Origin of the sequence: Lichenifustis flavocetrariae, assembly GCF_026130545.1 — a bacterium.
GTDB lineage: Bacteria > Pseudomonadota > Alphaproteobacteria > Rhizobiales > Beijerinckiaceae > Lichenihabitans > Lichenihabitans flavocetrariae.
On record NZ_JAMOIM010000001.1, the window covers coordinates 112,690 to 136,243 of the forward strand.

Consider the following 23,554-nt stretch of genomic DNA (forward strand, 5'->3'; position numbering starts at 1 on the left):
AGAGCAACGGACAAAAGTCGCGATCGGGCGGCGACCCCTATCAGCTGGGACGCGACGCGGGACGCGACGACGGTTCGACGGGGCGGGGCAGCGGAGGGCCTGCCCCGAAGCGGATCGTGGTCGGCTATGGCTTCTGGATCTTTATCCTCTCCGACATCATCATGTTCGCGGCTTTTTTTGCCGCTTTTGCCGTGCTCAAAGATGCGACGGCCGGTGGGCCGTCCGGCATGCAGCTCTTCGACAGGCGCAACGTCGGCGTCGAGACCGTCTGCCTGCTTCTGTCGAGCTACACCTGCGGTATGGCAAGCTTGGCGATGCTCAGGAAAAACCAGCTGTGGTTCCATGTCGCCATGCTGGCGACGGCTGTGCTTGGTGCGATGTTTCTGGGGCTGGAGTTCAAGGAATTCGCGGATCTGGTCTCCCGCGGCGCGGGGCCGAGCCGGAGCGCCTTTCTTTCAGCCTTCTTTACGCTGGTGGGATGTCACGGGCTGCACGTGACCTGTGGTCTGCTTTGGCTCCTCACCATGATGGCTCAGGTCTTCGCCAAGGGATTTCGTGACGATATCCTCCGGCGGACCATGTGCTTCACCCTGTTCTGGCACGCGCTCGACATCGTTTGGGTGGGTGTCTTTACCGTCGTCTACCTCATGGGAGTGACCACATGAGCGATCAGGCCGCCGCTTCGCAGCGCCGCCATGAGGCGGGCCGCACCCACGACAAGGCCCCGGGGGAACCGCATGAAGAAATGTCCGAGCTCACGAATGGTGTGCGCAACTACCTGATCGGCTTGGGCCTCGCGGCATTGCTGACGGCGGGTTCGTTTGTGATCTCCGAGACCGGGCTCATCTACGGTCCGGTCGTGCCGATCGCTCTCATCGTTTTTGCCATCGCTCAGATGGGCGTGCACCTCGTCTTCTTCCTGCATCTCACCACGGCCCCCGACAACCTCAACAACGCCATGGCGCTCGCCTTTGGAGTGTTGATCGTGCTGCTTCTCATTGGCGGCTCGCTGTGGATCATGTCGCATCTCAATCACAACATGGCCCCGATGGACCAGATGATGCAGATGCAGCATTGAGGTTACCGGCCGATCAGAACTGAAGACCGGGAACCGAAAAGCACCCTCTCCGATTTCTCAACGGGGCGAGTTTTATAAGAGGATGTGACTATGCGCAGATGGAAAGCCTGGATCGCAGGTGCTCTGGCGTTTGTCGGCCTTGCCGCTGTTCAGGGTGAGGCGCAGGCGCGGCCGATGACGCCGCCACAACTCGCGCCGCTTCATGCGACTCAGACGGAGCCGTCGGCTGCGGCCACCGAGCCAACCTGCTACTGGCATCGTGGTTATCGCTACGGCTGGCACCGTCACTATGGCTGGCGGCGCCATTATGGTTTTCATCGTCGATATGGATGGCGCCGGCCCTACGGGTTCTACCGGCATCGCTCCTACCGTCCGGTCCACTATGGTTGGTATCGACCGTGGAGATATCACCGGCCCTATTATGGCTGGCATCGGCATTACGGATGGCGCCGCTGGTAGTCTGAAGCGGAGGCGGGACGACCTCAATGGCTGCGAGATCTGGTGAGGTCGTCGATGCTGAGGAGAGGTCAGCCTCCATCTTAACGTGCCGTAGCGTCTCTGGCCGGGAGCGTGGGATCACGTCCGGCCTTCGGCCGATCTGATCCCACCGAAGTTCTGGCTGGATGCTTTCGCAACGGCCCGCCTCAATCGCATAACAACTGAAGTCCACACGGCGCAAAGACGAACGATCTCAACGCCAGTGTGGCCTTCAAGGCTTCCGACGTCCCGGCACCCGCTACTCGCCAGGTTGAGCCGCAGTCGTCACGCCCGTGTCGTCGTGGATTCCGGCCCAAATCCGCTTTTTTATGGCATAGAGCAATCCGATAAACACGGCGAGGAAGATGACGACCGTTAAGCCCATGCGCTTGCGCTCGACGAGCTTCGGCTCGGCCGCCCACATGAGAAAGGCCGCGATATCGTGGGAATATTGCTCCACAGTCTGCGGAGACCCGTCGGTGTAGGTCACCTGGCCGTCGCTAAGCGGCTTCGGCATTGAGATGGCGTGACCAGGATAGTAGTCGTTGTAGTACTTGCCGTCCGGAAGCTTGAATCCGTCAGGCGGGTTATCATGGTAACCGTTCAGCACAGCATGGATGTAATCCACGCCCTGCTCCGAATATTGGCTGAAAGGTTGCAGCATGAACCACAGCCCGCCGAACTCGATGTCGCGCGCCTTGGCGAGAACCGACATATCCGGGGGCAGGGCCCCACCATTCGCCGCGCGTGCGGCCTGCTCATTAGGAAAGGGCGAGGGAAACGGATCTGAAGGACGTCCCGGACGCTCAAACATGTCGCCGGCATCGTTCGGACCGTCCTGCACCTTGAAGGTCTCGGCCAATGCCTTGACTTGCCCCTCGCTGAAACTCGGGCCGCCCGCCTGCGACAGGTTGCGGAACGACACGAAATGCATCGAATGGCAGTTCGAGCAGACCTCGCGGTAGACCTGATAGCCGCGCTGCAACTGGGCCTGATCATAACGTCCGAAGGGGCCCGCGAATGACCACGATTGTTTCGGCGGCAGCGGCGCCGGAGCGGCTTCCTGCGCGCGCGCCGGAGCCGCCACGGCTAGAAATCCGGCAGCCAGGAGAGCCGGAGCGCCGAAGATCCTCAAGGGCGACATGATCGTCTTTCCGTTCCGAGTCACGAGTTCGAGCCGCATCATCCGTCCACCGATGGACTTGCAGTGGTCCGCGCCGCCACCATCGCGCCGGACGACCCACGCGTGGTCGAGAGGACCGCATCCGTGATCGTGGCAGGCAGCTTGAGGGGTGTCTCGAAAAAGCCGAGGAGGGGCAGCACGACCAGGAGATGGAAGAAATACCAGAAGGTCAGGATCTGGGACGCGGTGACGATCCCGCCGACCGGCTCCTGCGAGCCGCAATAGCCGAGACCCGCCACGGCCGCGAACCAGACCCAGAGGAACACGCGGTAGACCGGGCGGAAATTGGCGGAGCGAATCCGCGAGGTATCGAGCCACGGCAGGAAGGCCAGCAGCAGGATCGAGCCGAACAGGGCGCAGACACCCCCGAGCTTGTTCGGCACGGCGCGTAGCATCGCGTAATAGGGCAGGAAGTACCATTCCGGGACGATATGGGCCGGCGTGACCAGCGGGTTCGCCTCGATATAATTGTCGGCGTGGCCGAGATAGTTCGGCACGTAGAAGACAAAATACGAGAAGAACAGCATGAAACAGACGACCGCGAGGCCATCCTTGACGGTGAAATAGGGGTGGAAGGGCAGCGTGTCCTTCTTCGATTTCACCTCGACGCCAAGCGGATTGTTCGAACCTGGCACATGCAAGGCCCAGATGTGCAGGACAACGAGCCCGGCAATCATGAAGGGCAGGAGGTAATGCAGCGCGAAGAACCGGTTCAGCGTTGCATTGCCAACCGAATAGCCGCCCCACAGCCACACCGTGATGGCATCACCCACCAGTGGGATGGCCGAGAACAGCGAGGTGATGACTTTGGCGCCCCAGAAGCTCATCTGGCCCCAGGGAAGCACATAGCCCATGAAGGCCGTGGCCATCATCAGGAGGAAGATGATGACACCGAGGATCCATAGAATTTCGCGTGGCGCCTTGTAGGACCCGTAATAGAGGCCACGGGCGATGTGGATGTAGACCGCGATGAAGAACATCGACGCGCCGTTGGCATGCATGTAGCGCAGCAGCCACCCGAAATTCACGTCGCGCATGATGTGCTCGACGGACGCGAAGGCGAGCGTCGACTCCGGCGTGTAATGCATCGCCAGCACGACGCCGGTGACGATCTGGGCCACCAGCATGAAGGCCAGAATGCCGCCGAAGGTCCAGAAATAATTCAGGTTTCGTGGATTTGGAAAGGCCACGAAGGAGGAGTGAACGAGCCCGATGATCGGAAGACGGCTTTCAAACCACTTCAGAACCGGGTTCTTGGGAACGAAGGTCGTTGAACCGCTCATGGGCGTTTCTCTCAATCCTTATGATGCCAGTCGCCGACGCCGGCGTCAGCCGATCTTTACCTTGGTATCGGTCAGGAACACGATCGGTTCAGGGACCAGCAGGTTCTTCGGTGCCGGCCCATGCCGTACCCTGCCCGACACATCGTATTGCGACCCATGGCAGGGGCAGAGCCAGCCATCATAGGGACCTTCATGGCCGAGCGGCACACAGCCAAGGTGGGTGCAGACGCCGAGCACGATCAACCATTCCGGCTTTTGGACGCGCGACTGGTCGGTCGCCGGATCGATCAAATCGCTCAGAGGCGTGTCCTGCGCTTCCTTGATCTCTTTCGGGGTCCTGTGCCGGATGAAAACGGGATTGCCGCGCCATTTGATGGTAACGATGGCGCCCGGCTCGATCTTGCTGATGTCGACCTCGGTCGAGGCGAGCGCCAGCGTCGACGCATCGGGGCTCATCTGGCTGATCAGCGGCCACACAACAGAACCGATGCCGACGGCCCCGACGGCTCCCGTTGCAATGAACAGGAAATCTCTACGTGTCGGGGGAGTCCCCGGCGATGCGACTGCGACAGCCAAGAAATGCTCCAATCCTCACCAACGCGGCATTCTCGACGCGGCGTTTGCCTGTTCCTGGCGACCGACGCGAACTATAACGCCACGTTTTGGACGCCGCGCGATCAAGCGCGTACGACCGACCCCAAGTTTAGACCTTTTCGTCTTTGGCACCGTTCCAATCTCTTGTCCAGAGGCCGAAATGCCCTGGCGGCCAGGACCTAAGCGGTGTCGAAATCCGGGCACTATCTGCCTGCTTGAACTCCGGCCAGGAGCGCTGCACGATCTCCCAATGGCTCATGATCCGGCAGCGTTGGTGCTGGCACTCTATCAACCCGACATTCCGCAGAACGCCGGAACGCTCTTGCGGACATGCGCATGCCTCGGCGTCGCGGCTGCGCTCATCGAGCCGGCCGGCTTTCCCGTCTCAGACCGGCATTTCCGGCGTGCTGGAATGGATTACCTCGACCACGTCTCCCTCGCGCGGCATAGCTCCTTCGCGGCATTCGAGGAATGGCGATTGAATCATCGCCCGGCTCGGCGTCTCATTCTGCTGACCACAGCCGCTGCAACGAGCTATCTCGACGTTGTCTTCCGGCCGGGCGATATCCTGATGGTGGGTCGCGAATCGGCCGGCGTGCCGCCCGATGTCCATGCGGTCGCCGACCTGCAGGTCACGATCCGCATGCGGCCGCCGATGCGCTCGCTCAACGTCGCCGTGGCGGCCAGCATGGTGCTGGGCGAGGCCCTGCGACAACTGGACCGCGGTGAAGCCGCAGACACGAAGGGCCACGATGAATCCGCATGAGTCCGCACACCCGGAGAACCGCGAGACGGAGAAGAACGCGGCGCGGGCTTGGTTCGAGAGTCTTCAGGTGCGACTCATCGCAGCCTTCGAAACCCTTGAAGCGAATGAGCCGGCGGGTCCCGGCGCACCAGCCGAGCCAGGCCGTTTCGCACGGGAAGAATGGCATCGCACCGATCATACGGGAGAGCCGGGCGGCGGCGGCATTATGGCGGTGCTGAAGGGGCGTGTCTTCGAGAAAGCGGGGATACATACGTCGACCGTTTTTGGTCAGTTCGCCCCCGAATTCGCGAATCAGATTCCAGGGGCGGCGGAGGATCCGCGCTTCTGGGCGTCAGGCATTTCGCTGATCGCCCATCCCTGGAACCCGCATGTGCCGGCTGTGCATATGAACACGCGTTTCGTGGTGACCTCGAAGGCTTGGTTTGGCGGCGGCGCCGACCTGACGCCTGTTCTCGATGTGCGCCGTACCCAGGACGATCCGGATACGCTGGCCTTCCATGCGGCCATGAAACAGGCCTGCGAGGCACATCCGGCTGTCGCGCCCTATGACAAGTTCAAGGCATGGTGCGAAGACTATTTCTTTCTTAAGCACCGCAATGAGCCGCGCGGCGTCGGGGGAATTTTTTACGACTATCTCGCGACCGACCCGTTCGACGCTCCCTTCGCTTTCACGCGGGCTGTCGGCGATGCGTTCCTGGGCGTCTATCCCACCCTTGTGGTTGGAAATGCGGGAACGCCGGCTACCCCTGACCAGGTCCGCGAGCAACTGGTGCGGCGGGGCCGCTATGTCGAGTTCAATCTCCTCTACGACCGCGGTACGATCTTTGGATTGAAGACAGGTGGCAACGTCGCGTCGATTCTGTCGTCGCTGCCGCCGCGTGTGGAATGGCCGTGACGGCAGTGTCGCGGTTGTCATCCTGCCGTGCTAGAGCCTTCGACCTTGGCCGAATTTCCGGCCAGCAGCGGCGAGACCTCTCATGGAATTTGAAAAAGGAACGATCGTTCAGCTGAAATCGGGCGGGCCGGCGATGATCGTCACGGGCCAGACCGGAGACCGTGTCGAATGCCTTTGGTATGGTGATGTGGCCGATGATGTGAAGACCGGCACCGTGCCGTCATTCTGCCTGGTCGAAGCTGAAATCGAGGAAGTGGACGACCGCTGAACCGCATCTCCGCGCCAGTCGGCCTGCTCATGCGGCCACGCCGCCCTAGTTGAAGGTGGGAACGCCGGCGCTCTGTCGGACGCGACCATGGTGATGTTGATGCGAACAAGCACGTTTCGGCTCGGGGCGGCTTTCCTGTGTGTGGGGGCTTTGACGACCGCTCCCGCGATGGCCGCCGATATGGCCCATATCCGCGGCACGGTCTCGGCCGTGCAGGGGTCCCATGTGACGATTAAGACGGTCGACGGGAAAGACATTGGTCTGACCCTTGGGGCGGATTGGAAGATTGGCGGTGTTGTCGCTGCCAGCATGGCCGACATCAAGCCGGGCACCTTCATCGGCACGGCCAATGTGGCGGGACCTGATGGCAACAAGGCTCTCGAAGTGGTGGTGTTCCCCGAAGCCATGCGTGGTACCGGGGAAGGCGACTACGGATGGGACCTCAAGCCGAAAAGCGCGATGACGAATGCCAATGTCACCAGCAAGGTGGATGGCGTCGACGGCTCCAGCGTGATGCTGAGCTACAAGGGCGGCGAAAAGAAAGTCACAATTTCCCCCTCGACCCCCATCGTGACCATTGTCCCGGCCACCGAGGACGATGTGAAAACGGGGGCCAAGGTTTTCGTGGCCGGGAGCGAGACGCCGGACGGCACCATGCTGTCGGGCGGCCGCCTCGTTGTTGGCAAGAACGGTGTCACGCCGCCCATGTGATGACCCGAGCCGCGCCGGCCGGTCGCATGGGGGTCAAGCGTGGGGCGGCAGATCGTCGACGCCGAGCCGTGACTTGATATCCGCAAGAGCGCGATATTCCGCGGGGTGAGCGACGCCGTCGGCTGGGATAAGTTCCCGGCAGGCGGCGATCAGGACGTGGGCTGCCCGCCGTTGTCCGACGATCGGGTCGATCTTCTCCCAGGCAAGTTGTTGGGCCACTTCCGGGTCGAGCCGGAAATTGGCCTCATGCTCGGCAGCCGCATGGGCCACGTCGTCGCGAGAAAAGACTTCGAGCGCAGGCGTGTCACGGATGATGGCGAAGAGTCGGCGACGCTCGGCACTGGCCAATTCCCCGTCCGCATGGGCCATCAACGCGTAGGCGGCCACGAGTGCGTCCAACAACATCTCGGCAGGTGCGGTCGGGGCGTCGCGGGGCGACTCGGGGCGAACATTCGAAGACGATGTATACATCGAGGTAAACCTCCTTGGGTCAAAGGCTGCGCGCTCTTGCGTCGCGTAGATCGGAGGTCGAACGAAGATTTCGCCGGACCCCGACAGCGAGGCATGTCATCAGTGTGAGACATTGCGCAGACTGATCCGACATCGCGTCGTCGATAAAATCGATAACGCCAGAGGGGCCCGGATCAATACATAGAAACTGCCAGCGATTTCACATCCGCGCAAGCCGAGAGGCCTGAAACCGGCACCGCCGTGAATTAAACCTTGGCAAGGTCATACGAGGTACCGCAGGTTTTCGGGCCCCATCAAGGGACGTTTCGCGACGTGTCCCCGAGAACGACATCGGTCAGGCGCCGCAACGCGGCTTTAACCAACATCCCGTTCAATGCGTCCTCTCTCGTGATGCACATGGTCGAGATGTCGCGAACCGGATGTATGCGGTCCCTGCTGTTGGCGAGCATCCTGGCATCATCCGCCGGTGGATGCGCGTTGCTGCCCGGTTCCGAGGCCTTGCTCACGGATCGCGAGTGCATGACGCGCGCCATGTATTTCGAATCCAACCGGTCGAGCCCCGACGGTATGATGGCGGTCGGCACCACGGTGATGAACCGGGTGGCGGCGCCAGGCTTTCCCAAGACCGTCTGCGGTGTGGTCGGGCAGTCTGGCCAATATGCGAGCGGGGTCCTTACGAAACCCATGAACCCGCGCGAAAGCGCCCGGATCGCTGTGGTTGCGGATGCGGTTTTGGCGGGAGCGCGTCATCCACAGGTCGGTGGCGCGATGTACTTCCACACCGCGGGCCTCACCTATCCCTACACCAACATGCATTATGTCGCAGTTGCGGGCGGCAATGCCTTCTATGAGAAGCGGACGCTAGGCCGGGAGGAAACCTCGCCGCCGCCGCGAACCGAGGCTCGTCACGGGCCGCAGACGATCGACGATCTGCTGATGTCCTTCGCGGAGCCAGGGCCTGTCGCCCGGAACATCGCGGTCGCTCACGTGTCCTTTCCACGCCTCTAGGTCCGCCGCGTCCTTCCGCGTCCCGGCGGGTGCGCGCGTTTCGCACAGGCGGGCGCGGCAATGGCGCCCGACACCAAAAACCACAACGGTCCGGGCACTTAGAGGTCCACCAACGCTCAACTTAGATTTGAAATGACGATGGGCGGACTTGCTTTGTTCAACCATGCCAAAGGATGGTTTTGCTTGACCTTCCTCATCGTTTGACACCCCTGTCGAAGTCGTTCACAACAACCACAAATAGAAGCAGGCAGATCCAGAGGGCAATCCAGCTAGCAGGATCGGGCAACCCTCAACGTCCCCGAGGCGGATTAAAAACGGCGCTCCATGCACGTCCGAACGCAAGACCGACCCGATGTGAGACACGCCTGGAACGGCGATGTCATCTGGAGACGGGCATGACGGCAGTCGAGGTGGCCAGCAGGCAGCAGAACCATCGGGACGGAACGTCAAGGTCCCGGCGGTCCGACCGGATTTCCACCTTGGTCAGCCGGCAGACGGCGATCGCCGCGACCGTGCTGCTGGCGTGTAGTTTCAACGCCGGCCTCGCCTTGGTGAACGCCAACGGTGCGGCCCTGAATTCAAGCGTGGTGATCGCCTGCGAAGGTGCCTTGACCGCATCGGCTCTTGTGCTTGGCATCGATGGCCGGCGGCCCGACAAGATCAAGTGGGTCCTGCTCTGCGTGGCGATCGTGGGTTTCAACATCGCCAACGGCTTCGGCAGCGGCGCTTTCGACCCCAAGTTCATCCGCGATGTGCTGCTGATCCCGGTCTTCGTTCTTCTCGGTCTGTCCTCGGCGCCGGGGGATCTGCTCCGCGTAACCGTGAAGTTGCAGTGGCTCGTGCTCGCCGTGATGCTGTTCGAAGCGATCAGGCCGGACGATTTCGGCCGACTCTTCAACGTCATGTCCTATTATATCAACACCCGGGGATTTCAGGCGGAGTCGTTCTGGAACGGCGACTCCGACCTCTTCGTAAGCGCCACGCGGCCTGGCGAACGCTTCCTGTTCGCCTCGCTCAATATCCATCGGTTGTCGTCGATCTTTCTCGAGCCGGTCTCACTCGGAAACTATTGCGTGCTGGTCGCCATGATCATGATCGTGTGCTGGTCGTCGCTCAGCTTGAGACAGCGGGTGTTCTTCTGCATCAGCGACGCCATGATCCTTGTCGGATGCGATGGCCGCTTTGCGACGGTCTCGATCGTGCTGATGCTCGCGGTCCGGTTCGTGGCGCCATTGATGCCTCGCTTCAGCAACGTGCTCTACCTTCCGGGTATCCTCGGCGTTTCGGCGATTGTCGTGAACCTCTTCCACATTTCTCCACTGGGAGACGACTTTCCGAGCCGGACGGCAGGCAGCATCACGGCCCTCTCTCACCTCACCCCGGCAGGCCTTCTCGGCTATTCGGGTCCTTTCTCGTACAATGTCATGGATAGCGGGATCGCCTATCTGGTCTACAGCCAGTCGCTATGCGGCGCGGCGGTCATCTGGGCCTTCATAGCTCTCGGGATGCCACAGCGCGACCGTCTGGCGCAGGTCATGCTCCATGCCATTTCCCTCTACTTCACGATGAATCTTCTCATCAGCTACTCGGTCTTCTCGATCAAGACTGCCGCACTACTTTGGTTCGGCTACGGGCATATCGCACGCCATTCGGGCTACTATTTACGCGGCCGGTCCATCCCGCTCTTCACGGGCCCGACAGTCGAACGCCGCTCTGGCGAACTGATGCCGTCGGGTCGGACGGCCTGAGCTTTTGATACTCCCCAACCCAAGGAGCGAGACTTTGTGCAAGACACGGAGCAATACAGCGACCGTTTTGACCCTCGCTCTGGCGGCAAGCCTCTCGGGGGGAGCCGCGCAGGCGGCGTCATCCCCGGCTGCCTCGCTGCCGGCCTGGATCACGGGCGTGAATCTTTCGGGTGCCGAGTATAATAGTGCAAGCACGCGGATCTACTTCGATTATACATATCCCACGAAATCCGAAATAGACTATTATACGAAGAAGGGCCTCAAGCTCTTCCGCGTCCCCGTTCTCAGCAGCCGCATTCTCTCGACGAGCATGACGACCAATGGCGGGGGGCCTGATTGGAAAGCGCTGACCGGTTTTATTGCCCAAGCAGCGACAGCCGGCGCCTGGGTCGCCATCGATTTGCATCAATACGGCACTATGCCGTCCGGCCTTGTCGGCCGGAATGCCGCGGCCACGACCGAGTTCGTCGCGGCCTGGAGCGAACTCGCCAAGCGATTGAAAACGACACCGAACGTCGTCTTCGGCCTGATGAACGAGCCCAACCAGCAATCGGCCAGTGAATGGCTGAGCGGCGTTAACGCCGCTGTGGCAGCCATCCGGAAGGCTGGAGCTACGCAACTGATTCTCGTGCCCGGCTCCTACTGGAGCGGGGCACATAATTGGACAACGACCGACAATGCCGCGGTCATGGCAGGCGTGAAGGATCCGGGCAATAACTTCGCCTATGAAGTGCACCAATATCTCGACCAGTATAGTTCTGAGACCACCGCCGCGGTTGCCAAAGGCAACGGCAAAACCAGCCTCGTCGCGTTCACGAACTGGGCGCGGTCCCGTCACGTGAAAGGCTTTCTTGGCGAGTTCGGTTTTGCGACCACGGCCGATGCCATGGCCGAGGGCAGCGATCTTGTGGCCTATATGGCGGCCAACAGGGATGTCTGGCGGGGCTGGACCTATTGGGCCGGTGGGCCGTGGTGGGGGAATTACATGTTCTCGGTCGAACCGAGCTCGGCCGGCGACAAGCCGCAGATCAGCGTGTTGACCAAATATAAGTAGCCGTCAGGCTTGATGGACGGCCACACAAGGAGACGGCATGGGAGTTCGCGCCCTCAAGGCCAATTTCACGATCAACATCCTGGGCGCCTTGGTGCCTCTGGGCGTGTCGCTCGTGACCGTTCCGATCTATATCCGCCACATCGGCGACGCGCGCTATGGCGTGCTGTCGATCGTGTGGGTCCTGCTCGGCTATCTTGGGTTCTTGGATTTTGGCCTGTCGCGAGCCGCCGTGAATGCGCTGGCGCGGTTGCGAGACGCACCGCAGGCGGATCGGGCGAAGGTTCTCGTGACGACCGTCGCACTCAATCTTGCGCTCGGACTGCTCGGCAGCCTCATTCTGGCGGGTGTCGGCGGGTACCTGCTTCAGCATGTCCTCAACGTGCCGGACGATCTGAAGCCGGAGATCGCACGGGCCTTTCCCTGGGTCGTCGCCTTGTTTCCCATGGCGCTGGTCGCTGGAGTGGGCATCGGAACACTTGAATCGCGTGAGCGCTTCCTGCTCGCCAATTGCCTCCAGGTCGGCGGTACGGCGGCCGGACAGATCGTGCCGGTGCTCCTGGCAGCCCTGGTCAGCCCTTCGCTCGCCCTCATCATTCCGGCGGCCGCCCTCGCGCGTGGCCTGATGGTCGTGACAGTGCTGGTCGTGGTCTGGCGCAGCGAGGGGCCGCTTTCGTTTCGTCAGTTCGACCGCTCGCAGGCGCGCAAGCTTCTCAGCTACGGCGGATGGATCACGGTCTCGGGTGTGATCAGTCCGATCCTGGTCTCCGCCGACCAGTTCGTGATCGGGTCCACCCTGGGCGTCGCGGCCGTCGCGCTTTACGCCATTCCAATGAACCTGGTCACGCGCAGCCAGGTGTTCCCGTCGGCCTTGGCCAGGACCTTGTTTCCCCGTATGTCGCACGCGGGCGGCGAAGATGCGCGGCGGCTGGCGCGGCGCGCCCTCGGGTCGCTGACCTACGGCTATGGCGCGATCTGTGCTCCGGCCATCGTGGCAACGCCCCTGTTCTTCCATTACTGGATCGGGCCGGAACGTGCCGCTGTCGCGGCGCCGGTCGCGCAACTCCTGTTCTTCGGTGCCTGGGTCAATGGCCTCGCTTTCGTGCCTTACGAATTGCTGCAAAGCCAGGGGCGACCTGATGTGACGGGCAAGTTCCACGCGGCTGAAGTCCTGCCCTTCACGGCCCTTTTGTGGGGTGCGACAAGCCTGTTCGGGATCATGGGAGCCGCCGTGGCCTGGAGTCTCCGCTGCGCCATCGATGCTCTGTGCCTGTATGTGGCGTCGCGGATGCCGCGTGAGGACCTGGCGCGGGCCATGGTGCCGCTGCTTCTGATGCTGGCCGCGGGCCTTCTGTCGCATTTCGTCGGCGACAGACTCTGGGCGGGGCTTGCCGCGACCGTGATCATCGGCCTCTTGGCATTGACGATGGCTCTGAGCCTGGATGCGGACCTGCGTCGACTTGCCGAGAGCGTCGTCCTTCGCCTGATACGGCGGGCGCCGAAACCGCCCCTCGACGATGTTGTCTCCCGCGTCGAGCCTTCCGCATGACGACCCTCTCGGTCGCTATGGCGACCTACAACGGCGCCCGTTTTCTCCGCCACCAGCTCGACAGCCTCGCGGCGCAGGCGCTTCTGCCGGACGAGCTGGTGGTGACGGACGATGGATCGACCGACGCGACGCTCGCCCTCCTCGAAGATTTCGCGGCGTCCGCGCCGTTTCCGGTGCGGGTTCATCGCAATCGCGACCAGCTCGGCTACCGGGCCAATTTCCTGCATTGCGCGAGTCTTTGCACCGGCGACCTCATCGCTTTTTGCGATCAGGACGATGTGTGGCTGCCGACAAAGCTCGCCACCCAGGTGGCTCAATTGGACGACGCGGAGGTGCAGCTCTGCTGTCACAACGTGCTCCTGGTCGACAGTCAGGGGCAGAGCCTTGGCCGGACCTTCCAGCAATGGGACATGCCGCCACGCTTCACCTTCAGGAGCGGACCGCCGTTCTGCTTCAGCATCGGCTTCACGCTCGTCTTTCGCCGCCGCCTCTTGGCCTTCGCGTCGCAATGGCCGCTCTCGCGCGATGAGAACGAACCGCACCTGCGGATGGCGCACGACCAGTGGTTCTGCTTTTTGGCCTTGGCGCTCGGCACGATCGCCTTCGTGCCGGAGGTGCTGGCGCACTACCGGCAGCACGATCGCAACACCTCGGGGCCGCGTTCGGTCTGGGACGGGGTCTCGCCTGACGCCGCGGAACTCCTGGCGAGCCGCCGCGCGGAATATCGCCGCCTGAGCGTCGCGGCCCGCAACCGGGCGGACCTGCTGGCCGCCATGGTCGCCGCCGCCGAGCCGGCCGACCGACCGATATTGGCCACGGCGGAAGCTCATTATGCGGTCTTGCACAAGACGTTAGGGCGGCGTCGGGATTTCTACCACAGCGCCTCTGCCAGCCAGGGCCTGTGGCGGCTCTTCGCGGCCGTTTGTCATGGCGACTATCGGGTCGGGAGCCGCTGGCATTTTACGCCGCGCAATCTGATCCGCGACATGCTGCTACTCGGTGCTTTGGGCACGGCACAGCCTGGCGGCGCGCCCGAAGGCTCCAGCTAGAACACCACCGTTTTGTGGCCGTTGAGGAGCACGCGGCGTTCAAGGTGGAGCTTCACGGCACGAGCCAGCACCCGCGATTCGATGTCGCGCCCGACGGCCACGAAATCGTCCGGCGACAGGGCGTGGCTGACCCGTTCCGTCTCCTGCTCGATGATCGGTCCCTCGTCGAGATCGGGGGTCACATAATGGCCTGTCGCGCCGATGATCTTCACGCCCCGCTCGTGCGCCTGATGATAGGGTTTGGCGCCCTTGAAGCTCGGTAGGAACGAGTGGTGGATGTTGATGATGTGGCCGAACAACTGCCCCGACAGGTCGTTCGACAAAACCTGCATGTAACGCGCCAGCACGATGAGATCCGCACCCGTCTCGCGGTAGAGCGCGAGAAGGCGGGCTTCCTGCTCGGACTTGTTGTCCTTGCTGACGGGCCAGACATGATAGGGAATGCCGGCCGCCTCGGCCGCCGTTCGGGTTGCATCGTGATTCGACACGATCGCCACGATCTCGGCCCGCAGCCAGCCGACGCGGATCTGATAGAGCAGGTGCTCGAGGCAATGGTCGAATTTCGAGACCATGATGATGATGCGCGGCACTTCATCGGCGCGGGTCAGCATCACATTCATGCCGAAATCGGCCACCATCGGCGACAGCACGGCTTCCAACGAATGCCGATCGACCGTCCCGGGCGCGATGAAGGCGATCCGCATGAAGAAGCGGTTGCTCGAGCGATCCCAGAACTGGGCGCTCTCGGCGATGTTGGCGCCGATCACCGCGATGGCGCTCGTCACGGTCGCGACAATGCGCGGGCGGTCCTGGCACGACAGCGTCAGAATCCAGGTGTGGTCCGTCATGGTCGATGTTCCCCGATTGGCTCGCTTCTAGCAACCAGCGGGGTTCATTCGCAATCGCGAGACCGACCAAGCCTGCTCGCGGGCTGACGTTCGGTGACTAAAGCCCAAGATCCGACAGTCCCGGATGGTCCGACGGCCGGGGTCCGCCCTGGTCCCAGTGGAACTTCCGATCTGAGGCCCCGATGGGGAGATCGTTGATGCTGGCGTGGCGGGCCCGCATCAAACCGTGGGCGTCAAACTCCCAGTTCTCGTTGCCATAAGCCCGGAACCACTGCCCCGCCTCGTCATGGAACTCATAGGCGAAACGGACCGCGATGCGGTCCTGGGTGAAGGCCCAGAGTTCCTTGATGAGGCGGTACTCATGCTCACGCGCCCATTTCCGGGTGAGAAAGTCGATGATCGCGGGTCGGCCTTCGAAGAACTCACTCCGGTTCCGCCAGCGGCTGTCGACCGTATAGGCGAGGGCGACACGCTCCGGGTTGCGGCCATTCCAGCCATCCTCGGCGGCGCGGACCTTGATGATGGCGCTCTCTTGCGTGAATGGCGGGAAGGGTGGGCGTTGTTCGGCCATGGAACACCTCGTTGGAAGGCTTGAGCGGTGGCTCAGCCTCGCTTGCCTTTCAGATCCTTCATGATCTCGCGACCGGCATTGTATCCCGGAATCCCCGACACCCCACCCCCGGGGTGCATCGACGAGCCGCAAATGTAGAGCCCCTGTATGGGAGTGCGGTAATCCGCATAGCCCGAGACGGGACGTTGGAAGAACAATTGGTCGGCCGACAACTCGCCATGGAAGATGTGGCCCTGCGGCAGGTTGACGATGTTCTCGATGTCCGGGGCAATGAGCAATTGCGCTTCGATCACGTCGTTGGAGAAGCCCGGAGCGTAGTCCTCGATCGTGTCGAAGACGGTCTTCTTGAACTTCTCCTTCTCGGTCGCCCAGTCCGCGCCCTTCAACTTGTAGGGGGCATGGCCGCCGAACAGGTTGACGACGTGCTTGCCCTCGGGCGCGAGCGTGGTGTCGACGATTGTTGGCACCACCGGGGTGATGAAGGGGCGGGACGAGTACCAGCCGTGCTTGGCGTCGTCATAGGCGCGCTCCAGATAGTCGATGTCGGGCGCGATATGCATGTAGGTCGGATAGGAGAAGTTGCCGAGCGCGCCCTCCTGCCGGATGCGGTCGAGGATGCGGTATTGCGGCGGCCGCTCGCACGCGATGTTCATCTTGAAGGCGGTCGAGAAGGTTCGGAAGTTCTTGATCTCGCGCGTCACCTGGGCCGGCAGGTGCTGCTCGCCGACAAGGTCGAGGTAAAGGATCTTGGCGCTGGCGTTCGAGATGATGGACTTTGCCGCATAGGTGTCGCCCTTGTCGGTGATCACCGACGTGGCGCGGCCCCCCTGGATGCGGACCTCCTTGATCGCGGCACCCGTGACGATATCGACGCCTTTTTCACGGGCCGAGGCCGCAAGGGCCTGCGTGATCGCCCCCATGCCGCCCTTGATGAAGCCCCAGCCCCCCGCGCCCTCGTGCTCGCCCATGATATGGTGCATGATCACATAGGCCGAGCCGGGCGTCTTCGGCCCCGCGAACGTGCCGATCGAGGCGTAATAGGCCAACACCGCCATCACGCGGTCGTCCTCGAACCATTCGCGGAGGAAGTCGTAGGCGCTCATCGTCAGCATGTCGGCGATGCGGTACATCTTGCGGCCGATCTTGCGGTACCTCCACAAGAGCGAGGCACCGTCCTTGAATGTACGCCAGTCGCGCTTGGTCGGGTCGACCGGCGTTTCCCAGAGAAGCTTGCGGACGATGTCGGCCGCCTCGTTCAGGTAGCGGTCGAATTCTGGATAGATCTGGGCGTCGTGCTTCGAGAATTTGGCGAAACTCGCCTGCGTCTTCGGAATGCTCTCCGAGAACAGGATGTAGTCGTCGCCGGCCAGCGGTGAAATCATATCCGAGCAGGGCAGCACTTCGAGGCCATGTCGCTTGAGTTCGAATTCCTTGATGATGCGCGGATGCAGCAGGCTCATCAGGTAGGAGAAGATGGAGGCCCTGAAACCCGGCGCGATCTCTTCCGTCACAGCCGCGCCGCCGACGACGTCACGCCGTTCCAACACCAGAACCTTGAGACCGGCGCGTGCGAGATAGTTGGCGCAGACGAGGCCATTATGTCCCGCCCCGATGATGATGGCATCGTAACTCTTGCCCACGGTCGTATCGGCGGCAACGGTCATGCACTCGTCTCCCAACGGCTGAGGCGTTTCGGGTTCGCGAGGGGGCGTCGCGTGTAACCCTGATCGGGCCGATGATAAGCCGCCTATTTTGAAACGTCTGCCAAAGAGTTGCACGCGGACGTCCCGCCTCTCGACGGTTTTAAAGACTGTCTTGCGCCCGCGCCGTCAAATGCGCGCAAATCGGCCGACGGCTCTTAACCACTTGGAAAGAACTCAGACGCTGCTCGGCTCCAACGGCGCTATGGAGACTGGAGGGAGGCCTCTCCCGGTCCAGGAGTTGGTTCATGCGTACTCGTTTCCTCGCGGCCTTTGGTGTAGGTCTCACCCTCGCGGCGCTTCCCGTCATGGCCCAAGCTCAAGACATGTCTGGCTATGACGAAGAGAGCACCCTGCCGCCTGTTTCCGGCACGCTGCATCTTCGTCCCGATGCTTACGGCTATGATGGGCATGGGATGGATGAGCGGCGGGGATGGCAGCGGCGCCGTTTTGTTCGCGCGGAGGATCCCCGGGTGTTCGCCGGCTCGCAATGGCGCGGCGGTGAGGCGGCCTATCAACAAAGTGCCGTGCAGGGTTATGCGCCGCGATACCGGCAGGCTTATGTCCCGGCAACCCGCTGGGCCACAAGCGGCACCGGCCTCGTGGGCCTGATCGGCAATTCCGGAAATCCATTCGCGGGCGGCGGCACAGGTTGGGGCACGGCCGATAGCGCCACCTCCGGTCCGGGCTACGCCACCGGTGGTGGCCTTGCCGGATGGGCGACCGAGCGCCCGCTCCGTGCGGTCTATGGTGAACCCGACGTGATGGCCGGTGCCTATCAGCAAGCCGGATACGGCGCCGCGCCGCAGCTTGGCTATTATAGCTCGGGCGCGCCTTCCACTATGCCTTACTACAGCTCCGGGTCGTCGGCCGGTGCCTATGGGTCTCCGGGCGGTCTGCCGGCTTACCGGTCCGGCTCCTACGGGGCGGGGCCACGGGTGATCGTCCTCCGCCGTCATGCCGTGGTCTACCGAGGTTGCACCTGCGGACCGCGCATCGTCCGGGTCGGACACAGGCGTCGCCACCTGGTTTGGCGCTGAGCTGACTCATCTAACCGAAGAGCCATTTCGTTCCTTGCGAGCGAAGCCAGCGGCTATTTAGTTTGAACCAATTGAGAGGCCGACGCAGGCGGCGTTTCGAGCATTTCCCTGGCTACGACCATTCCGGCCGCCTCGGGATGAAGGTCGTTGAGGTCCGATCAGGTTCTTGCCCCGGCAACGCGCTCCAGCGCTGCCGGGGCAATCGCCTCATTTTCCCCAGCGCAGCACGGCCGGATCGAGGCGGCGGGCCACCTCGATCAATCCCTTGCGGGTTTCGGGATGGAGCGGCGTGACAGGCGCGCGCGGGTCTTCGCAGGCGATGATGCCACCTTCCTTCATGAGGCTTTTCGCGGCCAGGAGACCGCATTGGCGGTTCTCGTAGTTGATGAGCGGCAGCCAGCGGTTATAGCGCTCCATCGCGTCTTCGCGACGGCCGGCCAGATAGGCATGGACGATGGGGCCGATGCCGTCCGGGTAGGCCCCGCCCGTCATCGAACCGGTGGCGCCGCCGTCGAGATCGGCCATCAACGTGATGGCTTCCTCGCCATCCCATGGACCGACGACCGCGTCGCCCCCGAGCGCGATGATCTCCCGCAGCTTGTTCGCCGCTCCGGGCACCTCGATCTTGAAATAGGAGACGTGCTCGATTTCCCGCGCCATGCGGGCCAGGAAATGCGCCGACAGCGCCGTGCCGCTCACCGGCGCGTCCTGGATCATGATCGGGATGTCGATCGCCTCCGAGACGGTTCGGAAGAACCCAAAGGTGCCGACCTCCGGCACCCGGATCGTCGCGCCATGATAGGGCGGCATGATCATGACGAGACTCGCGCCGAGGTCCTGCGCCCGGCGGCTTCGCTCCGCGCAGATCTTGGCGCTGAAGTGGGTTGTCGTCACGATCACGGGCACACGGCCCGCAACGTGTTCGAGCATGACGCGGGTGAGGGTCTCGCGCTCCTCGTCGGACAGCACGAACTGCTCGGAGAAATTGGCCAGGAGGCAGAGACCATCCGAGCCGGCGTCGATCATGAAATCGAGGCAGCGCTTCTGGCTCTCGATGTCGAGCGCACCGCGCTCGTCGAAGGTCGTGGGCACGACGGGGAAAACCCCGCGCAGCGGATGCGTGACCATGGTGGTGTGACTCCCTGTTTTATGGCCTAACGATCAGGCCGCTGGATCTGCCGCGGCGCGGAGCTGTAGCATCGTCAGAGCAGCCGCACAGGCGTTGGACACATTGAGGCTCTTGATCGGCCCAGGAAAATCGAGCTTGGCGATCACGTCGCAATTCTCCCGCGTCAATCGTCGCAGTCCCTTTCCCTCGGCGCCGAGTACCAGCGCGGTCGCTTTGGCGACCTCGACCGTCTGCAGCGGCACGGCGCCCTCCGAATCCAGGCCAATCCGGGTGTAGCCGCGGTCTCCCAATGCCTCCAGGGCGCGCGCCAAATTGACGATCGTGATGATGGGGACATGTTCAAGCGCGCCGGAGGCCGCCTTGCCGAGCACGCCCGTCAGGTCGGGGGCATGGCGCTCGGTGGTGATCAACGCCGCGGCCCCGAAAGCCGCGGCCGTGCGCAGGATGGCGCCGACATTATGCGGGTCGGTGACCTGATCGAGCACCAGCACCAGCCCTTGCTCCGGCAGGTCGTCAAGATCCAGCGCCGCGAGCGGGCGGGCTTCGATCAGCAGTCCCTGATGGACGGCATCGCGCGGCAGCCGGGCCGCGAGATCGTCGTTTGACACGATGACAGGCTGCAACTCGCGTGCGGCGATCTCGGCCGCGAGCCGCCCTACTGCCGCATCGGTCGCGAGAAGCCGGACGATCGTGCGGCGCTCGGACCGCAAGACCTCGCGCACAGGGTGAAAGCCCCACAGCGTGACGAGATCGGGGTCGCCCCGATGGCGGTCGCGCCCGTGCGAGGCGCGGTTCGTCCGAGGCTCGTTTTTCGGAGACTCGGTTCTCGGCGCGCGTGGCGGCTTCGAGTCGGAAGTCCTCCCCCCAGGCGTTCGTTCCGAAGGCTTGCCGAACGAAGAGCGCGTTCCAGGTGATCCGTTCTGCTTGCGTGTCACGTAACCTCGGAGGCGGCGGGTCCGACCCTCATGATCGAAGTCTGGACGCAGCGCGTTTCCTCAAAGCGCAACGGATGTCCGAAAGCAAGGTCCACGGCATGGAGCGAGTGCCGGACGTTATTCATGGCCTATTCAGGGCGCGGACCTATCTTGGAGGGATGGTGCCCGGCGCGCGTACCGCCGCCATAGCGGTTCTTGGTCTTGTGATATCCTCGATCGGGCCGCTCCGGGCCGAGAGCGAGCGCGTGCACGCCTGCATGTCCCCCAACCAAGCGCGTGAGCTTCTGATCACGCAGCGCCTTATCGCGCCCTTCCGGGCCTTTGGCGAGGTGTCACGCAATCAGCCGGGCGGTGACGCGGTCGGGCTACAGCTTTGCCTTTATGGCGACGTTTTCGTGTATGACGTGACGGTGCTGCGGCGTGACGGGCGTGTCTCACACACTATGGTCGACGCCCATAGCGGTGCGATCCTGGCCGCTCCCCACGGCGCCAAGTAAACGGGAGTGACGGGTGCGGCTTCTTGTTGTCGAGGACGAGCGGGATCTGAACCGGCAGCTGGTGACAGCACTGGAAGGCGCCGGCTACGTGGTCGACCGTGCCTTCGACGGTGAAGAAGGTCTGTTTTTGGGCGAGACCGAGCCCTACGATGCGATCGTGCTCGACATCGGCCTGCCGAAGAAGGACGGGATCTCGGTGCTCGAATCGCTCCGGGCGGCCGGAAAGATCACGCCTGTCCTGATCCTGACCGCACGTGACCGTTGGTCCGACAAGGTGCGTGGTTTCGATGCCGGGGCCGATGACTATGTCGCCAAGCCTTTCCACATGGAGGAGGTTCTGGCGCGCATTCGCGCTCTGCTTCGGCGGGCCACCGGCCACGCCACCGTCGAACTCGTGGCCGGCCCGGTGCGTCTCGACACGCGCGCCGGACGCGTGGTGGTCGATGGCAACGCCATCAAATTGACCAGCCACGAATATCGGCTTCTCTCCTATCTGATGCATCATGCCGGACGCATCGTCTCGCGCAGCGAACTCGTCGAGCATCTGTACGACCAGGATTTCGACCGCGACTCCAACACGATCGAAGTCTTCGTGGGGCGATTGCGCAAGAAGCTGGGCGTCGAGGTCATCCAGACGATGCGCGGCCTCGGCTATCTGATCGAGGCCACCGAGCCGAACCGCGAGGGACCACGTGCCGGCAAGCGCGAGCCTTAGCGCCTGGCGCCGCGTGGCCTTGTCGCGATGGTTGGGGCGGCGCTCCATCGCGACCCGGTTGTTCCTGTCCGCGGCCTTCTGGAGCAGCGTGATCCTGCTGATCGCAGGGTTGATTCTCTCGGCCATCTACCGGCAGACCTCGGAAGGAGATTTCGACGCCCGCCTCGGCGTTTACTTGCGGGCTCTCGTGGCGGAGCTTGCGGCCCCCGGCGACGATCAGCGCACCGAGATCGGACAGCTCGGCGAACCGCTGTTCGACCTGCCGCTCTCCGGCTGGTATTGGCAGGTCACCCGTCTCGACACGCCGATGCCCGACATCCGCGCCTCGAATTCACTCTTCGCGGAACGTCTCCCCAAACTCGTCGACGCCGGGGTCGAGCCGGGGATGGATGGCGCCCGAAAGGCGTTCGCGAAAGGTCCTGACGACCGACGGCTGCGGATCGTCGAGCGCTTGATCGATGCCGGCGAGCAGGGACGCTTCCTGGTCCAGGTCGCCGCCACGCCGGACGACGTCGAGCGGGACATCGTGCGATTCGAACTCGCGGTCGGCCTGACATTTTCGCTGTTGGCGTTGCTGCTCGTCGGCAGCACGGCCCTCCAGGTCCGATTCGGACTTCGGCCGTTGCGGCGTCTGCAGAATGGCGTCGCCGCCATTCGTCGCGGCGAAGGGGAGCGGATCATGGGAAGCTTTCCCCGTGATATTCTCCCCTTGGCCAGCGAACTCAACCTGCTCATCGCCTCCAACCGTGAGATCGTCGAGCGAGCCCGCACGCATGTCGGCAATCTCGCCCATGCTTTGAAGACGCCGTTGAGCGTGATCCTGAACGAGGCCGATACGGCACCGCCGGACAGCGAAGCCCTCGCCGAAAAGGTTCGGGAACAGGCGGGGATCATGCGTGAGCAGGTCAATTATCATCTTGAGCGCGCGCGCGCGGCCGCGCGTTCGAGCGTGATCGGCACGGTCACCGACGTGCAACCCGTCGTCGACGGGTTGATCCGCACCTTCGACAAGATCTATCGCGACCGTGCGGTGGTCTTCACGGCCGAAGTCCCGCCCGGCCTGCGTTTTCGGGGTGAGCGGCAGGATTTCGAGGAAATGGCCGGCAATCTCATCGACAATGCCGGAAAATGGGCCGCTGAGCGCGTTTCGGTGACGGTGGAGCCGGCCCGGCAGGGCGACCTCGTGGCCGGCGTTGCCGTCGTGGTCGAGGACGACGGACCGGGATTGACGCCGGACGAGCGCTCCGTCGTGACGCGGCGCGGGCGGCGCATGGACGAAACCAAGCCCGGGTCGGGATTGGGCCTTTCGATCGTCGTCGATCTTGCCGGTGTCTATGGCGGAATGCTCACGCTCGACGAAAGTCGGCTTGGTGGACTTCGCGCCACGTTGCTTCTTCCCTAGAACCGATGCAAAGATTTGGTGACATCCACGAGGAGCTTGGTGTGACCGGCAAGGTATTGAGGTTGAAGACGAGCATGATGCGCAAGGCCGGCGCTGCTGCGGGTTTGGCCTGCCTGGCTTTCGCGACTGCGGCATGCTCCGTGGCGACCTCGACCTATCATGACGCGTCCACTGCGGCAGGATCCATCGTCGGCAGTCTCGGCAGTGCGCCTCCACCTTTAGTGCCACAGGACGCGGCGCTGCCGCCACCCGCCCCCTCCATGGGCAGCTTCCTTGAGGGACCCACCGGCACGCGTCTCGTCGACGCTGACCGGCAGCGTGCCTTCCAGGCCGAGCAGGCTGCGCTGGCCTCGGGCGATCGCAAGACCTGGCGGGGCGTCAAGGGAAACTATGGCTTCGTGACGCTGAGCGGCGCCCCGACACCCGCCGGCTGCCAGGATTTCAGCCACACGATCTACATCATGGGCCGGCCTGTCACAGGCAAGGGCACCGGCTGCAAGGCACCGGACGGAACATGGACCATCACCGGATGAACCGCTCGGCTTCGATCGCGGCCGGCGAACCCGCCAGACGGGACTGAGCGGAC

26 protein-coding genes are annotated in these 23,554 nt (G+C 63.1%); 17 read left to right on the top strand and 9 right to left on the bottom strand.

What is annotated here, in order from left to right:
- Positions 1–44: 44 nt before the first annotated feature.
- The 3 genes from M8523_RS00510 (at position 45) to M8523_RS00520 (ending at position 1,537) form a co-directional block, all read left to right on the top strand.
- Positions 45–665: a cytochrome (ubi)quinol oxidase subunit III gene (locus M8523_RS00510; protein WP_282583400.1), complete on the top strand. Its 621-nt coding sequence runs from the start codon at positions 45–47 to the stop codon at positions 663–665.
- On the top strand, positions 662–1,078 hold the full coding sequence (cyoD, locus tag M8523_RS00515) for a cytochrome o ubiquinol oxidase subunit IV (RefSeq protein WP_282582863.1): 417 nt from the start codon (positions 662–664) through the stop codon (positions 1,076–1,078). Before M8523_RS00510 ends, cyoD begins: the two co-directional genes overlap by 4 nt.
- Before the next feature lie 90 nt (positions 1,079–1,168).
- Positions 1,169–1,537 carry a hypothetical protein gene (locus M8523_RS00520; RefSeq protein WP_282582864.1) on the top strand — a complete coding sequence of 123 codons (369 nt, stop codon included), beginning with the start codon at positions 1,169–1,171 and terminating at the stop codon, positions 1,535–1,537.
- Between the two features lie 277 nt (positions 1,538–1,814).
- Here M8523_RS00520 and M8523_RS00525 read toward each other — a convergent pair whose 3' ends face one another.
- The 3 genes from M8523_RS00525 to petA are packed head-to-tail and all read right to left on the bottom strand — an operon-like array spanning position 1,815 to position 4,597.
- On the bottom strand, positions 1,815–2,699 hold the full coding sequence (locus M8523_RS00525; protein ID WP_282582865.1) for a cytochrome c1: 885 nt from the start codon (positions 2,697–2,699) through the stop codon (positions 1,815–1,817).
- A 38-nt stretch (positions 2,700–2,737) separates the two neighbouring features.
- Positions 2,738–4,021, bottom strand: a complete 1,284-nt coding sequence (locus M8523_RS00530) for a cytochrome b (protein ID WP_282582866.1) — start codon at positions 4,019–4,021, stop codon at positions 2,738–2,740.
- 45 nt (positions 4,022–4,066) lie between these two features.
- Positions 4,067–4,597 (bottom strand): ubiquinol-cytochrome c reductase iron-sulfur subunit, encoded by a 531-nt coding sequence (petA, locus tag M8523_RS00535; RefSeq protein ID WP_282582867.1) that lies wholly within the window; start codon positions 4,595–4,597, stop codon positions 4,067–4,069.
- Positions 4,598–4,865: 268 nt separating this feature from the next.
- Here petA and M8523_RS00540 point away from each other — a divergent pair, with 268 nt between their 5' ends.
- From M8523_RS00540 to M8523_RS00555, 4 genes are all read left to right on the top strand, one after another.
- Positions 4,866–5,381 (top strand): tRNA (cytidine(34)-2'-O)-methyltransferase, encoded by a 516-nt coding sequence (locus tag M8523_RS00540; RefSeq protein WP_282582868.1) that lies wholly within the window; start codon positions 4,866–4,868, stop codon positions 5,379–5,381.
- The gene (gene hemF, locus M8523_RS00545; RefSeq protein WP_282582869.1) at positions 5,368–6,276 is read left to right on the top strand and encodes an oxygen-dependent coproporphyrinogen oxidase; all 909 of its coding nucleotides are present in this window, start codon (positions 5,368–5,370) and stop codon (positions 6,274–6,276) included. Before M8523_RS00540 ends, hemF begins: the two co-directional genes overlap by 14 nt.
- Before the next feature lie 82 nt (positions 6,277–6,358).
- On the top strand, positions 6,359–6,544 hold the full coding sequence (locus M8523_RS00550) for a YodC family protein (RefSeq protein ID WP_282582870.1): 186 nt from the start codon (positions 6,359–6,361) through the stop codon (positions 6,542–6,544).
- 99 nt (positions 6,545–6,643) lie between these two features.
- Positions 6,644–7,255, top strand: coding sequence for a hypothetical protein (locus M8523_RS00555; RefSeq protein WP_282582871.1), 612 nt, complete (start codon positions 6,644–6,646; stop codon positions 7,253–7,255).
- A gap of 33 nt (positions 7,256–7,288) precedes the next feature.
- Here the strand turns inward: M8523_RS00555 and M8523_RS00560 are convergent, their stop codons facing one another.
- Entirely contained in the window at positions 7,289–7,726 is a 438-nt protein-coding gene (locus M8523_RS00560; protein WP_282582872.1) for a TerB family tellurite resistance protein, read from the bottom strand.
- Between the two features lie 312 nt (positions 7,727–8,038).
- Here M8523_RS00560 and M8523_RS00565 point away from each other — a divergent pair, with 312 nt between their 5' ends.
- The 5 genes from M8523_RS00565 (at position 8,039) to M8523_RS00585 (ending at position 14,131) form a co-directional block, all read left to right on the top strand.
- Positions 8,039–8,734, top strand: coding sequence for a cell wall hydrolase (locus M8523_RS00565; protein ID WP_282582873.1), 696 nt, complete (start codon positions 8,039–8,041; stop codon positions 8,732–8,734).
- A gap of 395 nt (positions 8,735–9,129) precedes the next feature.
- Positions 9,130–10,482, top strand: a complete 1,353-nt coding sequence (locus tag M8523_RS00570) for a hypothetical protein (protein WP_282582874.1) — start codon at positions 9,130–9,132, stop codon at positions 10,480–10,482.
- Positions 10,483–10,516: 34 nt separating this feature from the next.
- The gene (locus M8523_RS00575; RefSeq protein WP_282582875.1) at positions 10,517–11,536 is read left to right on the top strand and encodes a glycoside hydrolase family 5 protein; all 1,020 of its coding nucleotides are present in this window, start codon (positions 10,517–10,519) and stop codon (positions 11,534–11,536) included.
- Between the two features lie 37 nt (positions 11,537–11,573).
- Positions 11,574–13,082, top strand: a complete 1,509-nt coding sequence (locus tag M8523_RS00580) for an oligosaccharide flippase family protein (RefSeq protein ID WP_282582876.1) — start codon at positions 11,574–11,576, stop codon at positions 13,080–13,082.
- On the top strand, positions 13,079–14,131 hold the full coding sequence (locus M8523_RS00585) for a glycosyltransferase family 2 protein (protein ID WP_282582877.1): 1,053 nt from the start codon (positions 13,079–13,081) through the stop codon (positions 14,129–14,131). The genes M8523_RS00580 and M8523_RS00585 overlap by 4 nt, the downstream gene beginning before the upstream one ends.
- On the opposite strand, the gene purU is transcribed toward M8523_RS00585, so the two are convergent.
- The 3 genes from purU to M8523_RS00600 all read right to left on the bottom strand — a co-directional run bounded on the left by purU (position 14,128) and on the right by M8523_RS00600 (position 17,214).
- On the bottom strand, positions 14,128–14,979 hold the full coding sequence (gene purU, locus M8523_RS00590) for a formyltetrahydrofolate deformylase (RefSeq protein WP_282582878.1): 852 nt from the start codon (positions 14,977–14,979) through the stop codon (positions 14,128–14,130). The two genes, M8523_RS00585 and purU, sit on opposite strands and share 4 nt — an antisense overlap.
- Before the next feature lie 97 nt (positions 14,980–15,076).
- Positions 15,077–15,550, bottom strand: coding sequence for a nuclear transport factor 2 family protein (locus M8523_RS00595; RefSeq protein WP_282582879.1), 474 nt, complete (start codon positions 15,548–15,550; stop codon positions 15,077–15,079).
- A 32-nt stretch (positions 15,551–15,582) separates the two neighbouring features.
- On the bottom strand, positions 15,583–17,214 hold the full coding sequence (locus M8523_RS00600; protein WP_282582880.1) for a phytoene desaturase family protein: 1,632 nt from the start codon (positions 17,212–17,214) through the stop codon (positions 15,583–15,585).
- Positions 17,215–17,498: 284 nt separating this feature from the next.
- On the opposite strand from M8523_RS00600, the gene M8523_RS00605 reads away from it, so the two are divergent.
- On the top strand, positions 17,499–18,290 hold the full coding sequence (locus M8523_RS00605; RefSeq protein ID WP_282582881.1) for a hypothetical protein: 792 nt from the start codon (positions 17,499–17,501) through the stop codon (positions 18,288–18,290).
- 207 nt (positions 18,291–18,497) lie between these two features.
- On the opposite strand, the gene M8523_RS00610 is transcribed toward M8523_RS00605, so the two are convergent.
- The gene (locus M8523_RS00610; protein ID WP_282582882.1) at positions 18,498–19,418 is read right to left on the bottom strand and encodes a dihydrodipicolinate synthase family protein; all 921 of its coding nucleotides are present in this window, start codon (positions 19,416–19,418) and stop codon (positions 18,498–18,500) included.
- Positions 19,419–19,451: 33 nt separating this feature from the next.
- The gene (locus tag M8523_RS00615; RefSeq protein WP_282582883.1) at positions 19,452–20,354 is read right to left on the bottom strand and encodes a TrmH family RNA methyltransferase; all 903 of its coding nucleotides are present in this window, start codon (positions 20,352–20,354) and stop codon (positions 19,452–19,454) included.
- 74 nt (positions 20,355–20,428) lie between these two features.
- Between M8523_RS00615 and M8523_RS00620 the strand changes: the two genes are divergently transcribed.
- Genes M8523_RS00620 through M8523_RS00635 form a run of 4 tightly spaced genes read left to right on the top strand, consistent with a single transcriptional unit; the run spans position 20,429 to position 23,501 of the window.
- On the top strand, positions 20,429–20,851 hold the full coding sequence (locus tag M8523_RS00620) for a PepSY domain-containing protein (RefSeq protein ID WP_282582884.1): 423 nt from the start codon (positions 20,429–20,431) through the stop codon (positions 20,849–20,851).
- 13 nt (positions 20,852–20,864) lie between these two features.
- The gene (locus M8523_RS00625) at positions 20,865–21,566 is read left to right on the top strand and encodes a response regulator transcription factor (RefSeq protein ID WP_282582885.1); all 702 of its coding nucleotides are present in this window, start codon (positions 20,865–20,867) and stop codon (positions 21,564–21,566) included.
- Positions 21,544–22,968 carry an ATP-binding protein gene (locus M8523_RS00630; protein ID WP_282582886.1) on the top strand — a complete coding sequence of 475 codons (1,425 nt, stop codon included), beginning with the start codon at positions 21,544–21,546 and terminating at the stop codon, positions 22,966–22,968. Before M8523_RS00625 ends, M8523_RS00630 begins: the two co-directional genes overlap by 23 nt.
- A gap of 41 nt (positions 22,969–23,009) precedes the next feature.
- On the top strand, positions 23,010–23,501 hold the full coding sequence (locus M8523_RS00635; protein WP_282582887.1) for a hypothetical protein: 492 nt from the start codon (positions 23,010–23,012) through the stop codon (positions 23,499–23,501).
- Positions 23,502–23,554 lie beyond the last annotated feature (53 nt).